General features: G+C 47.8%; 17 protein-coding genes. All 17 read right to left on the bottom strand.

What is annotated here, in order from left to right:
* Positions 1-11: 11 nt before the first annotated feature.
* The 17 genes from LQ777_RS18970 to LQ777_RS18890 all read right to left on the bottom strand — a co-directional run bounded on the left by LQ777_RS18970 (position 12) and on the right by LQ777_RS18890 (position 19,082).
* Positions 12-1,178 (bottom strand): glycosyltransferase family 4 protein, encoded by a 1,167-nt coding sequence (locus tag LQ777_RS18970; protein ID WP_232559511.1) that lies wholly within the window; start codon positions 1,176-1,178, stop codon positions 12-14.
* A complete protein-coding gene (locus LQ777_RS18965; protein WP_232559510.1) occupies positions 1,178-2,560 on the bottom strand; it encodes an O-antigen ligase family protein in 1,383 nt (460 codons plus the stop codon). Before LQ777_RS18965 ends, LQ777_RS18970 begins: the two co-directional genes overlap by 1 nt.
* 75 nt (positions 2,561-2,635) lie before the next feature.
* Positions 2,636-3,529 (bottom strand): glycosyltransferase family 2 protein, encoded by an 894-nt coding sequence (locus LQ777_RS18960; protein ID WP_232559509.1) that lies wholly within the window; start codon positions 3,527-3,529, stop codon positions 2,636-2,638.
* 4 nt (positions 3,530-3,533) lie between these two features.
* Entirely contained in the window at positions 3,534-4,634 is a 1,101-nt protein-coding gene (locus LQ777_RS18955; protein WP_232559508.1) for a glycosyltransferase family 4 protein, read from the bottom strand.
* Positions 4,635-4,740: 106 nt separating this feature from the next.
* Entirely contained in the window at positions 4,741-5,757 is a 1,017-nt protein-coding gene (locus LQ777_RS18950) for a hypothetical protein (protein ID WP_232559507.1), read from the bottom strand.
* A gap of 17 nt (positions 5,758-5,774) precedes the next feature.
* On the bottom strand, positions 5,775-6,797 hold the full coding sequence (locus LQ777_RS18945) for a glycosyltransferase family 2 protein (protein WP_232559506.1): 1,023 nt from the start codon (positions 6,795-6,797) through the stop codon (positions 5,775-5,777).
* A 9-nt stretch (positions 6,798-6,806) separates the two neighbouring features.
* Positions 6,807-7,634, bottom strand: coding sequence for a DUF5672 family protein (locus tag LQ777_RS18940; RefSeq protein ID WP_232559505.1), 828 nt, complete (start codon positions 7,632-7,634; stop codon positions 6,807-6,809).
* Entirely contained in the window at positions 7,631-8,665 is a 1,035-nt protein-coding gene (locus tag LQ777_RS18935; RefSeq protein WP_232559504.1) for a glycosyltransferase family 9 protein, read from the bottom strand. The genes LQ777_RS18940 and LQ777_RS18935 overlap by 4 nt, the downstream gene beginning before the upstream one ends.
* Position 8,666: 1 nt before the next feature.
* Positions 8,667-9,674, bottom strand: coding sequence for a glycosyl transferase (locus LQ777_RS18930; protein WP_232559503.1), 1,008 nt, complete (start codon positions 9,672-9,674; stop codon positions 8,667-8,669).
* A gap of 43 nt (positions 9,675-9,717) precedes the next feature.
* A complete protein-coding gene (locus tag LQ777_RS18925) occupies positions 9,718-10,812 on the bottom strand; it encodes an acyltransferase family protein (protein WP_232559502.1) in 1,095 nt (364 codons plus the stop codon).
* A gap of 78 nt (positions 10,813-10,890) precedes the next feature.
* A complete protein-coding gene (locus tag LQ777_RS18920) occupies positions 10,891-12,006 on the bottom strand; it encodes a glycosyltransferase family 4 protein (RefSeq protein ID WP_232559501.1) in 1,116 nt (371 codons plus the stop codon).
* A 151-nt stretch (positions 12,007-12,157) separates the two neighbouring features.
* Positions 12,158-12,811: an acetyltransferase gene (locus tag LQ777_RS18915; RefSeq protein WP_232559500.1), complete on the bottom strand. Its 654-nt coding sequence runs from the start codon at positions 12,809-12,811 to the stop codon at positions 12,158-12,160.
* A 65-nt stretch (positions 12,812-12,876) separates the two neighbouring features.
* The gene (locus LQ777_RS18910; RefSeq protein WP_232559499.1) at positions 12,877-13,581 is read right to left on the bottom strand and encodes a WbqC family protein; all 705 of its coding nucleotides are present in this window, start codon (positions 13,579-13,581) and stop codon (positions 12,877-12,879) included.
* A gap of 70 nt (positions 13,582-13,651) precedes the next feature.
* A complete protein-coding gene (locus LQ777_RS18905; protein WP_232559498.1) occupies positions 13,652-15,733 on the bottom strand; it encodes an ArnT family glycosyltransferase in 2,082 nt (693 codons plus the stop codon).
* A 41-nt stretch (positions 15,734-15,774) separates the two neighbouring features.
* A complete protein-coding gene (locus tag LQ777_RS18900; RefSeq protein ID WP_232559497.1) occupies positions 15,775-16,869 on the bottom strand; it encodes a DegT/DnrJ/EryC1/StrS family aminotransferase in 1,095 nt (364 codons plus the stop codon).
* A 48-nt stretch (positions 16,870-16,917) separates the two neighbouring features.
* Positions 16,918-18,174 (bottom strand): ABC transporter ATP-binding protein, encoded by a 1,257-nt coding sequence (locus LQ777_RS18895; protein WP_232559496.1) that lies wholly within the window; start codon positions 18,172-18,174, stop codon positions 16,918-16,920.
* Between the two features lie 77 nt (positions 18,175-18,251).
* Positions 18,252-19,082: an ABC transporter permease gene (locus LQ777_RS18890; RefSeq protein ID WP_232559495.1), complete on the bottom strand. Its 831-nt coding sequence runs from the start codon at positions 19,080-19,082 to the stop codon at positions 18,252-18,254.
* Positions 19,083-19,119 lie beyond the last annotated feature (37 nt).

Genomic DNA, 19,119 nt, shown 5'->3' with positions numbered 1-19,119 from the left:
GAAGTAAAACGTTATGTCGTGATTTTACTAAAACCGTCAAACATTTCCTGAGCTACCGCTTCGGGAGAATAAGGGACAACTGATTGTTCAGCCGCGTTTTTCATCCGCTTTAGATCAACCAATCCGTCCATAACTTGCTTAAGCTGATCGGCTAATTGAGCAGGCTGATCAGGATTAAACACAAAGCCATTCTGACCGTCGTGCACTAAATCCGGAACGCAGCCGCATCGTTCTGACACAATAGCGGGTAAACTACAAGCCATTGCTTCATTAACAACCAAACCCCAAGGTTCTGACCGGCTTGGTAGCACTAGGACATCGCTGAGAGCCAGTATCTCCGGTACCCTGAACCACGGACGACCTGATAACAGAGTTACCCGATCAGTAAGGTTTAACGCATTGATCTGAGTTTGTAAAGAGTCTTTCTCTACACCATCGCCCAGTAAAACCAAGCCCCACTGATGCGCCATGGCCGACTGAGTAATAGCCTGCGCAAATGCTGTAATGAGCGTTGGTAAATTTTTGAATTCGATCAGCCGGCCAACGAAAATGAAATTATGCTGTCGTAAGCCCAAAGCCTGCTGCTGGTTAGAGCGTTGGCTAACGGATTTTTCGTAAACCGAACGAAGCGTAGCATTATCTACCGCGTTTTTCTGAAGCAGGATCTTTGCCGATTTTACGCCTAATTGAATCAGGTATTGAGCGGACTGACTACCAAAACAAAAAAAACCGGCACATTGACTAAAGACGAACCGTTTAAAGTACTCTTTTAAGCTGCCTCGCTTGTGATCTACGGCTGTGCTCTCATTCTGCATTACAACGGGTATGCCCTGAACCTTAGCCCATCCTAGCAGTAATAGTTGAGCTGGGTCGTAGTAACCAGTAAGGTGTATTACATCGGGTCGAAATTTCCTGGCTTTCTGGAGCAGAGCTTGCATTCGCTCAACCAAGGTTACATCCTCTAAATACCGATCAAAAAGTAAGTCGTAGTCATAAGCATAAGTAGGGGCTGTCGTGCCTACTTCAGCTTCCAGCCCAGCTCTGGAGCGTTCGTTACGCGCAATTTGCAGCACAAGCACAGTCACATCAGGTCGTTGATCAACCAGGCGCTGTAATGCTTGAAACACAACGGATTTATAGTGTGCCCATAGGATGTTATGAACAATCAGAATACGCATCAGGAGGCCTGATTGTTAGGTACAACAACATATTGATCCGTACCGTCAGCCGCTGTTGGATGATTTGATAAATAAGTCGGGAATAAGTGCTCAACGCCAATAAACCGAATCATCAGTGCCAAGGGAAACCAGAAGGCTATTTCGTTGGGTCGTCCGTTGGTAAACAGGGTGACAAGGATCAACATATAGAAATAAGCTAAAAACGTGCTCAACGGGTTCGGATTGGTCCGCATGATTGTCAATATGTGATAGAAAATCAGGCCATTCAGACCGCCAAAAAACACGAAACCCAGTATGCCATGATTCGTTAAGGCTTCCATGACCGGTACGTCGAGATACAAAAACTTATACCCGTAGCCTAGAATCAGCATATATAAGTGTCCGGATAATACATTCGAGAAGAAGTTTGCGCTGACGGATCGGTTCGCTGCCGAAGCGTCCAGCGTTGCCTGATAGGCCGCTCCTTTTGCTTTTAGTCCCAATAAAGCGTACACGTTTTCAAGATTCCGTTCCGCAAAGGCCAGTACATAACTATACAAGATTCCGTAGGTATCACTAAACTTCTGAAAGAAGATGACCACGCCAACGAAACCTAGGATAATTGTGATAATAGGAATGGGTCGAAAAATACCCCGGACTGCCATTCGAATTTGGGCCGGACGTACATTGTAGAACATAAAAAAGGCTAACGCTATCAGCATAGCCAAAATACCAGACCGCGTTTGCGTCAATATCAGAATAGCGAGGTTCAGAATGCCGGCAAACAACGCGAATAACCGAAAGATTACACCTGTTTGTGGTCGTACCAGCCAAATCGCGCAGGCTACTAGGCCCATAAACGCGTTGCGGGCAAACGCGTGGGGGTTTCCCGAACCTTCATCGTTATCACCCAACGTAATGGTCGCTCGTTGCCCAAGTGCCCAAGTTGGATTTGTCATCAGGGAGTAGATAAGACCCAGATTGGATATAAACGTAAACAGAATGACAACCGGGATAAACACCCTGATAATATCGTTGGGAATGTTTATAAGGAGAAAAATGAAAATGAAAATGTATGTATAATAGATCATATCCTTGGTGTAATCCTTGAAACCGGGATCACCCATGTACACATACATATAAAATATACAGAGCAGCAGGAATCCAACGCCCAGCCCTAACATAGTGATGTTTGGACGGTACAAGCGCCTGAAAAGTGTGAAAGGAACCATCAGCACTAATCCACCTGCCAGCGCTGCCGCCGTAAAGGCCGTGCTGCCCGGAGCTAGCTTGAGGGTTTCCCGGAAAAAGAAAATGAGTGGGTATCCATCTACAAGGATGCATATACCCAGCACAAGGCGCATGTAATCGAGTGTCTGCAAAAAACGAATGAGACCGCTCATAAATAGTATGGTTTATTACGTACGGTCAGCAGATTAGATACGCTGTTGACTCGCACATGGACGACGAACGTAAATTCAATTTTGGTTGGAACGACGTAGCTGTAGCCGGTGTCGGACATAACCAAACTCACCCTGTAAGACAAATGTGACCAGTTTGCGTAACCGACAATACCGACTCCAGAACGAAGGCCCAAGCGAACTTTGTAGCTGAGGACGGTACTTTTCCTTCACCAGTTGGTGTTCATTAAGCCCAACGGTTTGAATCGTAGACGATTTGGCATTGGGCTGAACGCGAAATCCTCCCCAAAAGCCGTCAACGTGCTGAAAGCGAACGCTTGGCTGAACCCCTAGGCGCGATACAATTTCGTAATCAATCACAAAGCGAAGACTCTCATCCAGCAGTCCGAACTGCTCTAAACGCTTTCTGCTTATGAATAGCGATTGGTTAAAAACCTGCATTCCTTCGTAGATCTGACATTCGACGCAGAACTTCGGCGCACGCATCTCTTCGAGAATAACGTCATCTTCGTCAGTAATATACATATCACCGAAAAAAACGTCCGTATCTGGATTTTTCCGCCAGGCATCGGCTACCCGCGTGAACGCGTTTGGCGCAAAAACATCGTCCGAATTCTGAAAGGCTACATAGTCGCCAGTCGCCAGTCGAAAACCTTTATTAATCGCGTCTGTTTGTCCGCGATCTTTCTCGCTCACCCAGCCTGCCAGATACGGTTCGTACTTTTTTATGATGTCTAAGCTTCCGTCTGTCGAACCACCATCAATTATAAAATACTCAAGATTTGGGTATTGCTGATTCAATACACTTAAAATCGTACGCTCCAGATACTCATCCTGGTTATACGAAGGCGTTACCACCGTTAGCTTCGGATAAGATCGGCCATCGTTTGCCACAAGCGGTTGATAGGGCTGCGTAACGAACGAAGAAAGCGAGTTATCGGAACGGGTCATGAGTTTACAGTAAAGATTGGTAGACGGCCAGTGTTTGACGAGCTGTTTGTTCGCACGAAAAATGCGTTAGCCGTTCGGCACCTTTCTGGCGCAGTTCATTACGTAGGCTGTCGTTCATAACGACTTTTTCAACCGCATCAGCAATCGATTCATCGTCTTCAGGATCAAAATAAACGGCAGCGTCGGCAGCAACTTCGGGCAAGGAACTTCGATCACTAACGATGACCGGACAGCCAGCGCTAAATGCTTCCAGAACAGGAATGCCAAACCCTTCGTTGAGTGACGGAAAGACAAAAGCCTGCGCGTGCCGGTAGAGTCCAAACAAACTTGCATCAGTAATCGGGCGATAATGAACGCGTTCATTAACTCGGGCCGAATGGAACAAGCCCTGTTCTTCAGCGGTGAAAGCGCCACCGCCAGCGCAAACCAGATGCAAATCGGGATAACGGTTCAGAACCGGTCGAATGGCCCGAAAAAAGACATTGAAATTTTTGTAGAGCCCCCGTTTTCCCACAAACAGCAGGTAAGGAAAATCAAAAGCTCTTGGTGCGTTTTGTAAAGAATCGTCTTTAAAATTAGTGCCCAGGTGAATGACACTAATTTTATCAGGCTGAATCGGGAAGAATCTCAGAATTTCCTGCTTGGAAAATTCTGAGACTGAAATAATCCGGTCGGCCCGGTGCAACAGTTGCTTCTTTACCTCGTATAGCCCTTCGCCAACGTCAGGGTATTGCTTACCATAGCGTTCACTAGTGGCATCGTGAAAGGTCAGAACGAACGGTCTATTAATGGATTTTAAAAAGTACCGGTGGTAGTAAGTAGGATGAAAAATATCATACTGACCAGCCTTGATGCGTTGTAAGCTATACAGCCGATTAAACAGTGAGGCCGCCCGGTTTACATTCCGGAGATGGGCTAACTGCCGATAGCGAAGGTGCCTGCTAAATGACGCTTTACTAAGATACTCGTTGTTGGAAAGCCGCAGAGACAGTTCAAACTCGATGTCAGAGCGATTGGAAAACGAACTCATCAAGTCGAAGAAATAGCGGGATACTCCCCCGTATGTCAGCCCTGTAAAGCATTGATGGTCGTATAGAACATTCATTGAACAAGAATCAGCTAGTTTGTATTTTTTTGAGAAAATACGCCTGCAAAAATACAACTTATAGCGACAAAGCCAAGATTATACCTGACTCTCCTTAGCTGGATATTTATCGTAGGACAGGGAGTGGGACTTCTTCCACGAACTTTGTGACAATGCGCATGGCTTCGACAGTTACCCGACGCCAACCTCGCAATACAACAGGCTCCGGTTGCTGCCCATACGCAGACTGAGTGGCTGTCATGTTCGGATCGTTATGGGCCGAAATGGTTTTTCTGTAAGCCGCAATCAGCGATACCACATCTGGCCTTTCCGCGAATTTTAGGCGATTTTGATAGGGAAAAAAGCCTTCGTTCGGATTATACAGCCCTTTAGCGTTCATGAATAACAACGGCGCTGTATTGCCACTTACTTTCCATGTACCGTTTTCCTGCTGCAAACGCCGTTGAGGAAGGTTCCAGAGGGCTACGTGCCAGGTCGTATCTTTAACAATCGCTACGTTCTGAAAGAAAACCGGCAGATGCATCAGCCAGATTTGATCCGTACATAAGCTTTTACAGAAATCGATAAAAGCGCGGGTTTCAGCACGATCTCTCCACCAGGCTAGCAATCTATCGGTTTCAGCCGACCGCCGAAAGGCCAAAAAGTCAGCGCTGTATAGGCCAATGTTCTGGAAAAACTTTTCGTCGGGCCATTCCTGACCCGGTTTAGCAGAGCCGCCAGGAGCGCGGGTGATGTGAGGAGTCAGCAACACATTGGCGGACTTGAGTTGCTGCCAGATCGGTTCTAGGCTACTAAAGAACAGACTATTTGGATCGGCATAGATCAGGCTGTTCTGGTCGGGAAAACGCCGGAAGGTCTCCTGGATAAAGGCTGGTTTACAGGCCGCTGCAAACTCTGTTGGCGTGTATTGACTAGAAAGCGTGCGAATCTGATCCTGATCCATCCATTCACTAACTGGCCAAAGAGGGTAAGGCGATTGAAAACCGGCCGGCAAATTAGCGGGATCGTCAACTAGACCAATGATAACGGGATAGGATTTATCCGTAGACGCATATTTCGTAAAACTATCGCCTAATGACAATGCCTGCGGCAGTTGTCGGATCGTACAAAGGGTTAGTAGCACAGTCGAGTCAGAACTAATTATTCAAGCACATCACCAAGAGCCGCCAGATACGGCGCATACCAGTTAGCGGCAGCGTCGGCATAGCGGTTATAATTACCTTGCTGAAGGCTGTTTAACACGGGTTTCAAGCGTCGCAGTCGATCATGCGGCAGGCAGCTTCGCATCGTAAAATGAGAAAGACGACGACGAAGTAACGTAAGTCCTGGCGCTTCCTGCGGTACTCGCTCGGCCAGCAAGCGACTGATCGTAGCCAGTGTCGCCTGCTTTTCACGCAAGGGGGCTAGCTTTATAGCGCGGTGTCTGGAAAAACGGTCTCGCAAACGAACGCGCTGAGGTGGCTCTTTTTGACGAACACCTACCTGCTGCCGGACGTGCGTTCGGTACAACAGCAGCGGCTCATCAACGAATTGAATGGCGTTGTAAGCGGCTCCTACCAGACCAAGCCAGCCATCGTAGATATAGCCGGGAACTTCGTCGGGAAAAGGCATCACTCTGTTCAGAAAAGATCGACGAACAACCGTTGCACAACCCATGACCCGATTGCCATCGAGCATTACTTCCATCATCTCGCCCGTTCGCCAACGATTTTGTGCCTCTTCATCGAAGCGAATCCAGGTCCAGAACCGTCGTTCGCGTCCCTGCAAATGTTCATCAGTCACCCAGGCGTCAGAGAAAGCAAGCTGATCATTGGGGTGCTTCTCCATATAATCAGTCATCACACTGATCTTGTTGGGAAACCAATAGTCGTCCTGATCACAGATGAAAATTAAATCGCCAGTACATTCTGACAGAGCGCGCTCAAAGTTTTTATTGGAGCCCAGTTGGACATCGTTGACCAGAATCCGTACGCGGAAAGGAGCCTCAGCGGCTAAGCGTTCCAGCAGGGCGACTGTACCATCGGTGGAGCGGTCGTCGCATACCACTATCTCATCGGGTAATAAGTGCTGGTCGAGTAGGCTTTGCCACTGCGCAGGTAAGTAAGTTTCACCGTTATAGGTACACAAGGCAACCGATATTGTCGGTCGAACCGGATTTTCCATTCTCACTAATCAAATTTGGTAACCATACTGAGCAAAAATAGGTCGCCAATAGGCGGTGCCGTGAATATCCCAAGCATGGCATCCGAACGGCAACTGCCCCTTGTTATAGTCTTCAACAGCCCGCTTTGGGTAAAACTCAATGGCAAATTTCATGGCTTCCCGATAGTCTGGAATGCGTAACCGGGGCCAGTACCGATTGACTTCGATTCCCCAGAACACATCTTCGTTATACTGGTGTACATGAATTTGCTCGTACTTGTTTATTTTTTGCTTTAGTTCGGGTAAATGGCGCAGCATAGCCGAAACGCGACGTAGCGAAAGTCCTCCGTTGCCCACACCATTTAAACTAATAATTTCTTTAGGTGTCACGCCGTCTGGCTTTTTTAAATCAAGCCACGTGGCAGCTCGTTGTTTGACCGTAAACCAAAGCTCGTCGCGCCAGCCCGTAAAATCCCGATCCCGCAACCAGGGCGCTCCAATGTAATCGTATCCTTTCTGACACCAGTCCGCCAGTTCGTCGCGAAAAACAAATGCGTCTAACTGATGAATGAGGATGTACTCTACATCGGTGAATGCCTTGTAGAAGACCTCTGAAAGCATCAACTTATTGTAGCCCTGAATACTGGCAAAAAACGAATCATCGAACGTTTTGACTTGCAAAGAAGGGTATAATTTCTGGTAAAGAGAAATGTCGAGGGATTGTGGAGCTACAAGCCAGACCGGGTAATGGCCTAAAACGCGCATGCACTGCGTCAACGCAATGCGCTCGTTATCAGTTAAATCTGGTTTATAAACAGGGATGACTACGCCGACGCTCACGGATACCGGATACTTCATACAAATTTTGGTTGACCTAATCGCTGTAAGACAGCGTCCTGTACCCACGCGTAAGGAAGTTCCGCACAGGGATGGCCGAAATTATTCAGAATGGTAACATCCTCCCCACGTTTGTAACGTCCCGAATAAGGAAGGTAATCGACAAAGTCGAACAACTGGCCAAGTAAAAGAATGCTGGTAGCACCGGTTGCGTTAGCCATGTGAGCCGGACCGCTATCAATCCCGATAAATAAATGCGATTGCCGGATTACCTCAGCCGTTTCCAGCAGGCTCAACTGACCGCATAGGCTTCGGAAATTGGGGTGCGCTTCAGTGATAATCGATTGCAGGCCAACTTCTATGACGGGATAAGGATACATATCAAGCAGCCATTTTACCAGCCGGTTCCAGTTCTCTACCGGCCAGTCGCGCATAATATGACTTGATTGACAGTGAATGACAATCGGGGATTCCTGAAGTTGAAGTGCCGCTACGCGCTGTCGAACTTCCTCTGGAATGTACATTTTAGGCTCTGCTGTCAGAGCCGGTAAACCGGCAGCCTGTGAAAACATGTACAGCAAGTCTCCACGGTCGTAGTAATTATCAAACGTCAGATTGATCTGATCAGCAGTTGGGTTGATCGGATCTTCCGGGCAGTATTTGCACTTGCGGTGCGAAATATGCATGTTATAGACCTGATCGAAAATACCGGTACGCAACAGCAGGACTCGCTCACTAGGGCACTTTTCAACAAAAAAACCGTCTAAGTCCGGGTGGTATTTAACCAGTTCAGCATATTGCTGCCGAACAACCCAAAGGATGTGTGCATCAGGATGGCGTTGCCGAACTTCACGTGCAACAGGCTCACAGGCAATGATATCACCCATCTGTTCGGACAAGATGATCGCTACCAGCGGCTTATCGCCCAGCTTAGATTTAAGCTGACGTAATTCGAGGTATTTCCAAACGAACGACCAATACTTACCCACAATGTGGGTATATTTATTATAACGGTGAGTCCAGAGGGCTCGTTGGCGCGACCAATAAGCCATATCAATGCGTTTCTAAGAGCGAAATAAGTCTAGTAAAGGGCGTGTTTAGCACCTTTCTCACCCGTTTGTACCGGAGTACCTTCGGGGGTTTTATGTATACGCAGGGGTATTTCCGATAAATATCATTGTGGTTTTTCAATAGCCTGTTCCGATAGATATCAAAGAGTGGTTTTACATCGGGGCGCTCCTGACCGGGAATTTCCACAGGATCAAACGTAAACCGCGTTTGGTACTTAGACACATCGTTTGGCCGGTAGGGGTTGTACCCACTGTAATGAAAAAATTGAAGAAGCTCGGTGTCATTTACGCGCCATTGTCCACCTGAATCCTGGGAGAAATAGCGCTCGTGTAAATTCCAGTAAGCAACGTTATAGCCTACGTGACGATCAATCAAAACATTGTCGTAGTAAACTGGTGCAAAATTAACCCAGTGTTGATCAACAAAAAGACCGTTGCATAGATCGATCCGGCATTCGTAGACCAGTCGCTCTTTCCACCAATCAACAAACTCTTGTGCTGTCTGGTCCTTACGCAGGCCAATAAAACCCAGGTTGAAAATTCCCGTACCTAAATGGTGGATCTCGTTGGGGCGTTCCCAGTCCGGTGTGGGTGAACATGTGTGCGGAGTCAACACCAGACTGTGTTGTTGCAGCGCCTGGTTCAGTTTATGCAGCGGTTGGTAAATGATGATGTCAGGGTCAAAATAAATAAGTTGAGTGACATCTGGATTATTCTTGAAGAAGTAATCGATGTAGAAAGGCTTGACAGCGGTGTTGAGTTCTGTAATATCATACCGGTCGCACATAGCGGCAAAATCGGGGATACCGATCTTGTCTACCTCCAGCATGGCGTACTCCGGCATCAGCTCGGCGGGCAGGTTGGCTACACTAAGCTTATCAACCAGCCCAATTACGTACGTATAGTCGGGATTCGTTTCTTTGAGTGAATCGCCTAACGTTCGGGCCTGAGCTAAATAATTAATGGAGCATATAGTGAAAGCAAGTGTCATAACTACAGGTCGGAAAGGAGTCTGAATATCTGGGCTTTTCGAACTAGCTCACTGATTGACCAACTGACTTACCGACTGATTTAGTATAGGAAAAATATCGTTTTAACTCGTTAATCGGCTTCTCAAACAAATACCAGGACAGCGAAGCTACGATTAATAGCATTACAAGACTAATAATTCGATGTGACCAGAAGCCCAGCGTTAGGTTTATACCAACACGATTCAGTACGCGCATGACAACAGGCGTAACAAAGCCCGGTACGAGCATGTGAAAGACGTAGATACCGTAGCTAATGCGACCGACGTATTGCAAGGCTTTGCTGTTGAGTACGTGTCCGGCCAAGCCGTTTATGCCCATACTGGCTCGTACGATGATAAACAAGGCCAGGACTGAAATGAATAAACGCTGGAACAGGACGACCAATAAATCATCACCGGGTAATAGCTGTAGGGCAATAAAGCCGGGTAATGCCAAAGCTGCTGCTAGCGATAATCTTTTCAGAAAAGACGGTAAAGCATCGGGTTGACTGGTCGCCACGTAGGCCCACAAGGCTCCCAACCCAAAAGCATCGAAACTGGCAGGTGTCAGTACACCATCCAGATTGCCCTGCGAATACCCATAACCACGGAATAGCACACCTACTACGACCATGCCAACAATGACCCACCGAAACAGGTGACGCGGGGTCAGCAAGACAAGCCAGGGCCAGACCAGATACAATTGTTCTTCAACGCCTAATGTCCAGAAAGGGGATAGAATATCAGCCCAGTTACCTGTCTTGCTCAACAAGATATTATACCCGTACAGATAATAATAAAGTGGTTGATCGTCAATGTCCGATGTTTCGGGATGAAAAACGCGAACAAACGTAATGGCGAGGTAATAAAGCGGAAAAATCCGTAAGGCGCGCCGGACAAAGAAATTGCGATACGTATCGGTAAGCGTACTCTGACCTGCGGCTATCCGATTGCGGTTTTCGATAAGAATGCGCGTAATTAGAAAACCGCTGATTACGAAAAAGACCATCACGCCAATCGTGCCGTTGGGAAGTCGATTGAATCCCTCGCCCGTTGGAAACCAGTGGTAAATAACCACCAGCAACACCGCGAATGTCCGCAGGGAATCTAACTGAGGCATATGGCCAGAAGGAATCTTGGACATTCGCGGTGTTGCGTTTGGAAAATGCCACAACGACGGGCTGTGACACGCGTGATCCTAGGTTAATTGATGAAACAAAGTTACGAGAGTTTCGATGCTTTGTTGCGCAGGGTGACGTTCGAGAATTTTTTCGCTAAGCCGTTTCCCCATCTGCCGACGCTGTTCAGGATTATTCAACAACGTAACAATGCGGCTGCTCATCGCGTCGAGGTCGAGGTAAGGAACCGCGAAACCACCGTCGGCTTCAATCAGTTCGGGAGAGCCGCCCGCACCGTCGAAACAAACAACGGGTACTTCACTCAAACCGGCTTCAAACACAACCAACGGGTAGGGGTCTTCACGCGAACAAAGCGCAAACACATCAAAATGGCTCATGTATCGCAGTACATCCGGGGTGGGCGCGATCAGGTGAACCCGTTCGGCGATCCCTGCTTTCTGAATGTCCATCAGCAGGTCGTCGTACAACGGCCCAGGCGATATGCCGACCCAGACAAAATGAACGTTGGCTTCGGGTGTTCTACCGATTACCTGTCGGGCAAGGGTTACGAATAAATCATTTCCTTTGCGCCATTCCGCATTACCGCATCCACCGACAATCAAGGCGTTGTTGGGTAAGCCTAGCTCCTTATAGATATTGGGCTGTTGTCGTGCCTTGTCTACGTTGCGCTTCAACGATGGTGTGTCAATGAGCGTAAACAGCGTAATGCGGGACGGATCGAAGTGATGTTCTTCTTTGTAGTACCGGGCGGTTGCTTCGGATACAGCCAGCAAATGATTGGTTCGACCTAACAGATAAGCTAATTCATTGGGGCGGGTGTAAATCCGCACAGACATGGCCAGTTCATGGACAAAAGTTACCACCGGAATGGTTTCAGGAATGCCTAACTGACTAAACCACCGACTGCTGGTAACGGTATTGACGAATACCAGATCAAAGGAATCTAGCTTAAGAATTGAGCGGATTTCCGCCTGACGTTTTTGTTGCTGGCGTTGATAAAATTGCTCCCACAAGCCTAGTTTTCCCAGAACCTTATCGGCTAAAACGCCCATCACATATCGGTCAGATGCAGGCCAGACCGTAACGGTACACACGGATCGATACTCGTCAAGAAGCGGCCCGCCTTCACCCAAAAGCAAATGCATCTGGAATCCTTCCGCTTTCAGTAACCGCATGATGTTTAGTAACACCAGCTGTGCTCCGGCCCGGTTGGCATCATTGCCGATTAACAGTAACTTTTTCAGAGTGTAGCAGACCGTTTGTGGGTTTAGGGTTTTCTAGCTGTTCTCGCTCTAACAAGCGTAGCGTATACCCGAAACCATGAACTTAATACGTTTCGTGACTTGGTGTCGGTAATTTCTTGGCCGGGTTTCCGATGTACACACCCCATTCGTCGGTGTCTTTGTAAATGGCAGTTGCCATCCCTACCAGCGTACCGGTTGCGATATGCAGAAAATCGCGAATGGTGCTGTTAACCCCAAAGAAGCAATACGGCTCAATCACGCAATGACCCGACATGACCACATGCGACGTAAAAAAGACGTGATCCTTAATCTGTCCGTGGTGGCCGATGTGGTTGCCGCTCCAGAGTACAACGTTATTGCCAATTGTGGTGAAAGGCTGAATGGTGTTGTCTTCCAGGATAAAGCAGTTTTCGCCGATTGGATTACCGAATGTCGTAGCCTTTGAGCTAACGTAAGAGATAAATTCGTAGCCTTTGGCCTTCGCTTCAAGGTAAATTCGCTCACGGTTGCGGTTCATACCCCGTCCCGTCATCGGAGCGAAGAATTTATACTCCTGCGGTGAAAACAACGTCTCTACATCTTCAAAAGCGACCAAGGGTAAACCTTTGAATTCTGAGCCATTCATGTATTCCCGGCTGACCGTGAAGGCCGCTACCTCGTGTTCAGAATCGTGAGTAAGGTAGAAGTGAGCCAGCTCGGCGGTATCCATTACCCCAAAAATGATAACCTTTGCCATATAGACTGAATTGTTGAGTGATCAGACCGCAAACGCGGGTAGTTAAGCATTCAGGTATTCACTAATCAAACGAGTTCATATTCATCCAACATCGCCCGAACGGTAGTCACATCGTTGAACATAAGCACATCCAAAATAGAAAGCCAGGGTATAAATTCCTGATTCCGATTAAACTGGGGATACTCGACCCGTTTTGCTTTGATAAAACTCAAGGCGATTTTTTCTTGAGCGAAGGTAGGTTTGTCGTACAATTCCATGCCGCCAATCGGGTTAATATAAGCCGACGCTTTTTCCTGTTGGCAGATATCTAGAATGCGCTCCTGCGCTTTCAGATGACCGTTGTTGTAAATTGTAGACGATTGTACCAAGCGAGTTGTCAGGCCGAGGTGCTGATTGAGTTCAACGAGGCTGAAATAAATCAGATCAGCGATTGAATCGGTCGTAAAATTCACCATTTTTTCGGTCACTGGCATTACCGTTCCGTAATGGGGTGCCTTCCGATAACCCTGTTCGATTGTTTTTAGCAGCTTTCCACGCCATTTTGGGTCGTCAGCTAAGTGTACCTCGTTGATCGGCTTGTTTTGACTGGCGTCTTTCAGCGGCACAGTAAAAAGATATTCCTGCCCGTTTATAAGCAGTTTATTTCTATTGATCCAGCCCCGGTTAATAAACGCTACATCGTCATACAGCACGAACGTATCAACCGCGTTCATCAACTGCATGTAGCCAATGTAAGGCAGAAAATAAGGCTGCATGATGGCTAGAGTCATCGAATTTCAAATTAAGTAGGACAGTCCATGAAATCAGGCGCATTACGAAAGCAACGCCATTCCCGGACCATCAGTGTAGTTTACGTAGGTAATAATCTTCGCCCGGTACAACCACTCCTTCGCGCAGGGTTGTGTCGGTTCCTAACCGAATATCACCGGGCCGGGGTGCAATCACACTTTTGGCGAAGAATAAGTAATCTGCGTTCGCAGGAATAGGCTTTAGTCCCTGTTCAAACGGATTAATGGCAATTAGTCTACGAGACAGATGTGGACCATAAAGCGGATACTCGTAATCATCATTGATCGTACCGAGCGCAACCGTCGCGTTTTCGGGGACAAGCTCATCGAAACGTTTGTAAGCAACGTAGGTATCGGGCCGGCCAAGCGTAATTTGTCGAACACGATCCGACTCGAATGCGGATAGAATATGCCTGCCATCGGGTGTTGTCCAGGCAAAGGGTAAAGCGCGCGTATTCAGAAATACACACAGCAATGCCGATACGCAACCAAGTACAGTTACCAAACCCACATAACTTTTCCAGATAGACCGACCTGGCGATTCCACTGTGGTACGGGGATGGAGAAAAATAAGAGCTAGAAAAGTAGCGCCAAATAAGCCGGTTTCGATGAAATAGCGCCCTTTGAACGGATCGTAGGGGGCCGAGTAGGAGAGCGCCACAAAATGCAGCAGTAGGGCTATCCCCAGAAAAATGTGAGCCGTTGATCGAACATAGCCGACCAGGACCAGCAATAGCAACGGGAAAATAAGGCCGAAGCCAAACACGCCCCAATACGGGTTTGCATTGTAAAAAATAAATCGACGGTCGAAGGAAAACGGTTGAATCGAAAAATCGGTCTCTTCGTCCAGCCGCATATGAAGCTTATCTTCAAGCACCACAAGCGGTTGCCGCATGATATGATTCAGGTCCGCGCCAACTTTCAGATTTCGAATACCATCCAGGTTAACGTGATCATAGCCATAGCGCACAACGTTTCGGCTTCCCTGCTCCATCAGGTTTCTAAACGATCCGGCGCGTTCTACCGATTGGTGTTTTAAGGCCGTTGGCGGCCCAATCGGATGACCGAACACCTCAATGTTTTTCAGGTAGCCCGTTGGAAGTGTCCACAGACAAACTCCTACTACAATAGCAGCGGCCAGACGCCAGGTCCGTGCAAAGGTTGTAACCCAGGAAGGCGACAGAAAAACAGTGTGTATCATAATGACAAACACCGATGGTAGTAGTAGCGCAAATGTGATTTTGTGGCCAAAAGCGATACCAAATGCCATACCCGCCAACCAGAGATAGCGGTTATCCTGAGTTTGTCGATACGTGAACAGCATGTAGAGCAGCACACTCAGGTAGGCCGTCAACACAATATCCGTTTCCGTCGTGATGGACTGCATCAGAAAGTCTGGAAGCAGAGCATAAGCCAGCGCACAGAAAAAACTGGCTGATAGCGACGTTCTCTCAGGGCGGTTAGCGGCTATTCGTCGTACAATGCCGAAAACAGCAACAATAGCCGTCCAATAGCTTAGATGGTGGATAAATTTGAATCCATTTTCGAAGCGGCCAGTAATCAGAAACGAATAAATCTGTAGTGTACAGACGCTTTTCGGATACGTATCGATATTCCAGTTGGTACCGCCGAAATGCCGCATGGTTCCTCGCTGAACATACTGCATGACCCGGTTCAAATGCCCCGTCATGCTGTCCCATTCGTTTGGAACGGTGAAGAATACCAGCAGTAAATTGGTAATCGCAATAACAGACAGCGTTGCGAAAAGTATTGAAAACAGGAATTTAGTGTACGTCGAGAGACCACTAAACCAATCACCGAACGTTTGCCAGCGTTGCTGGAAGAGAGCCAAAACAGAAAAACCTTGAGGTTCGGCACGGTTTCTCGGTGCGATCAATCGGTTCAGCAAAAAGCCGAGAATAGTTGCCGTTACAAACACGGCACCCGCCCAGGCAAACGTATTAGCCGTAAGATAAAACGCCGATAGAATGAACCCGGTCAGAATGGTGCTGCCCGCACCAAGCAAAAAAGTCGTTAGGAACCACTCGGTAAGTGACTCACGACATAGCTTAGTCGCGAGTCGTCCGAGGTAAATAATGTAGAGAAAGAACGAAGCAAGAAAAAGAACAGTCATGATAACGAAAGATAGATTGACAAAAAAGGCCAGTCACTTCGCTATACTGGTTCACTCATAATAGCAACGGCTTCATTGACAATGGCTGCAATCCGGTCAACGTCTTCCTTGGGGAGGTCTGGATACAGAGGTAAGCACAGAACCCGCAGGGATGCATCTTCAGATACCGGACAGGGTTGGTGGCCGACCGAGAAGGGTAACGTATTAAGTGAAGGATAGAAATACCTTCTTGGCACAATATCCTGCGCTTTCAAGGCGTCCATCACACGTAATAACGTTGCTTCTGAATCCAGTACGATCGGGTAGTAAGCGTAATTGTAATCGACACCCGGCGTCAACGTCGGGCGCGTAATTTTTTCAAAATTTAACCGGGCGCCATACCAGCTAAATACCTGCTTGCGAGCCGCGATCAAATCCGGAACTTTAGGGAGAACGCAAAGCCCCATTGCCGCGTGGAACTCCGAGTTTTTAGCGTTTATACCAATGCTGTAGTAATCGTCGTTGCGATGGCCGAACGAACGATAGAAATGTAGTTTCTGGGCTAATTCGTCATCGTCAGTTACAATACAGCCTCCTTCGACCGTATGGAAAACTTTGGTGGCGTGGAAGCTACACGTGCTGACATCTCCGTAGCTAAGAACCGAGCGGCCCTGATAAGATGCGCCGAATGTATGGGCCGCATCGTAGATAACTTTTAGCTTGTATTTCTCCGCAATAGCCTGAATCTGCTCAATCCGGCAAGCATTACCGTACACGTGCGTAGCCATAATAGCCTGCGTGTTTTCGGTGATAAGCGGTTCTATTTTATCCGGATCAATGTTGTAGTCATCAGGCCGAATGTCAGCAAAGACGGGCGTACAACCTTCCCAGAGCAGCGCATTGGTTGTGGCTACGTACGAGAAGGGCGTTGTAATCACTTCTTTCGTGATGTCCATCGCCTTGAGAGCCATTTGCAGGACAATCGTGCCGTTTGTGCAGTATTTCAGGTGTTTGACGCCTAGAACATCCTTTAACTTTCCTTCCAGTTCGCGCAGTAACGGACCGTCGTTGGTCAGATGTACGCGTTCCCAGATCCCCTTCAGGTAGTTGGTGTACTCGTCAAAGTCTGGCAGGTATGATTTAGTAACGTTAATCATTGGTCAAGTTTTCAGTTTTCAGTTCAGCAATCAGAAGGAACTGAAAACTCATTTAACAACTGCTGGTTCAAGCATACCCATTGCGAAAGGAAACTGTGGGCGTACGTAACCTGGCCACTTACCATACCAGGCAATGCCCTCCCGATAGTCTTCCACCTCGAACGTAATACCCTCTTCCATGACGTAGAGTGGGGTAACGGTGTCTTTTACCACCATAATCGAGATGGTGTAGGAGCCGTCATTGAGGAAATACCCTGGAATTGTGCACTCACCTACAATCAACCCTTTTTCGTACGGTTTCGACTGCGTACCGACGTTGAAAATACATTCGCCGGTAAGTGAGTTAAGGTGCATCGACAAGTTCAGGTTGGCGTGGTCCATCATGTTCCAGAACTCAAACCGAAACTTCATCGGCGTCCGCACATCGATATGGGTCAGCTCATCCTGATAGTCGGGAATCAACTCGATTCGCTTGATCCGAACGAGGTCGTTGCCGGGAGCTTCTTCCGGCGTTGCCCATTGCCGAAGCAGCTTGGTTTTCGAGACTTTGCTTAAGTACGTTGCAATAACTTGGTTAGTCTCCCCATTTTCGAGTAGCTGTCCTTTCTCGAAGTATAGCGTTTTGTTGCAAAGCGCCTGAACCGCCGTCAGGTTGTGGCTAACGAAAAGAATCGTTCGACCGCTGGCCGAGTTGTCGCGCATTTTGCCCAAGCTCTTTTTCTGAAACTCAGCGTCACCAACGGCCAACACCTCATCGACGATCATGATTTCAGGATCAAGGTGCGCTGAAATAGCGAAGCCTAACCGGACGTACATACCCGACGAATAGCGTTTGACGGGTGTGTCCAGAAATTTCTCGACTCCGGCAAACGCAACGATTTCATCAAACTGCTTCCGAATCTCGCTGCGGCTCATGCCCAGCAATGAGCCGTTCAGGTAGATGTTCTCCCGACCCGTCAACTCCGGGTGAAAGCCGGTTCCGACTTCCAGCAGCGAAGCCACTCGTCCACGAATGCGAACGGAGCCCGAGGAGGGTTCAATAATTTTGCTTAATATTTTCAGAAGCGTTGACTTCCCCGCGCCATTATGTCCAACAATACCGACACGATCCCCTTGCTCGATGGAGAAACTTACGTCCCGCAAGGCCCAGAATTCCTCTCGTGTATGTTGCTCCTGCGCTTTTTTTCCACCGAATAACTGCTTTAAATTTTCAGTTAGTACGTCCCGCAGGGTGTTAACACCCTTGCCTTTCTGGTGGTCAATGATGTAGTGCTTACTTATATTTTCGACAGTAATGACGGACATAGCATCTAGGTATTAGCTGTTCCTTGTAGGTTCTTGTGCAGAAAGAAATTCTAACAGTAACCAATAAGGAGCGACTATTATATATCATCAACAAACGTATTCTCGCGCTTCCGGAAGAAGTAAAGTGACAAACTTAAACAAATGCCAACAATAATAACGGAGGCTAAAAGACTCTGGGGGTTAAAATACGCTTTTTCACCGAGCAAAGCCCAACGAAAGCCATCAATAATACCCACGAGCGGGTTAAGAATGTACAGTGGGTACCACCGTTCCATCGCTACCAATCGGCTGCTGTAGGCAATCGGACAGGCATAAAAACCGACCTGCACAATAAATGGAATAAGCTGACCGATGTCCCGAAAACGGACGTTGACAACCGCAAAAAATAACCCGAACGCAAAGGCTGCCAAAGCGGCCAAAACAATAAAGAACGGGACAAGTAATAAGTGCCAGTCAGGGATGAACTGATACCAGATCGCTAGAATAATAAAAAGCCCGAGCGACACCAAAAAGTCAAGAAAGCTAACGGCTATCGAGCTGATTGGCATGATCAGTCGTGGAAAGTAAACTTTCGTGACAAGGTTAGAATTGAGCGTGACACTGTTGCTGATCTGCGTGAATGCCGTAGAGAAAAACGTCCAGATCGTAATGCCGCCCAGGACCATAAGTGGATAGGGGACACCGGGGTCAGCAGGTAGTTTGGCGATTTTACTGAAAACAAATACCATGATGAGCATCGTTGTCAACGGGCGGATCAAGCCCCATGCCGTACCGAGAGCAGTCTGCTTGTAACGAACCGATACATCCCGCATCGATAAAATATACAGCAATTCTCGGTTTCGCCACAAATCGCGCCAATAGTGCCGTTCTGCGCGGCCGGGTTCTATAACTACTTCGTGTGTTTTCATGGTGGTGGTGAGTTGATAATACGTACTGGTTCGAACC

The sequence above is a fragment of the Spirosoma oryzicola genome, from assembly GCF_021233055.1.
Lineage (GTDB): Bacteria > Bacteroidota > Bacteroidia > Cytophagales > Spirosomataceae > Spirosoma > Spirosoma oryzicola.
This window is presented reverse-complemented; position numbering and strand designations above follow the sequence as displayed.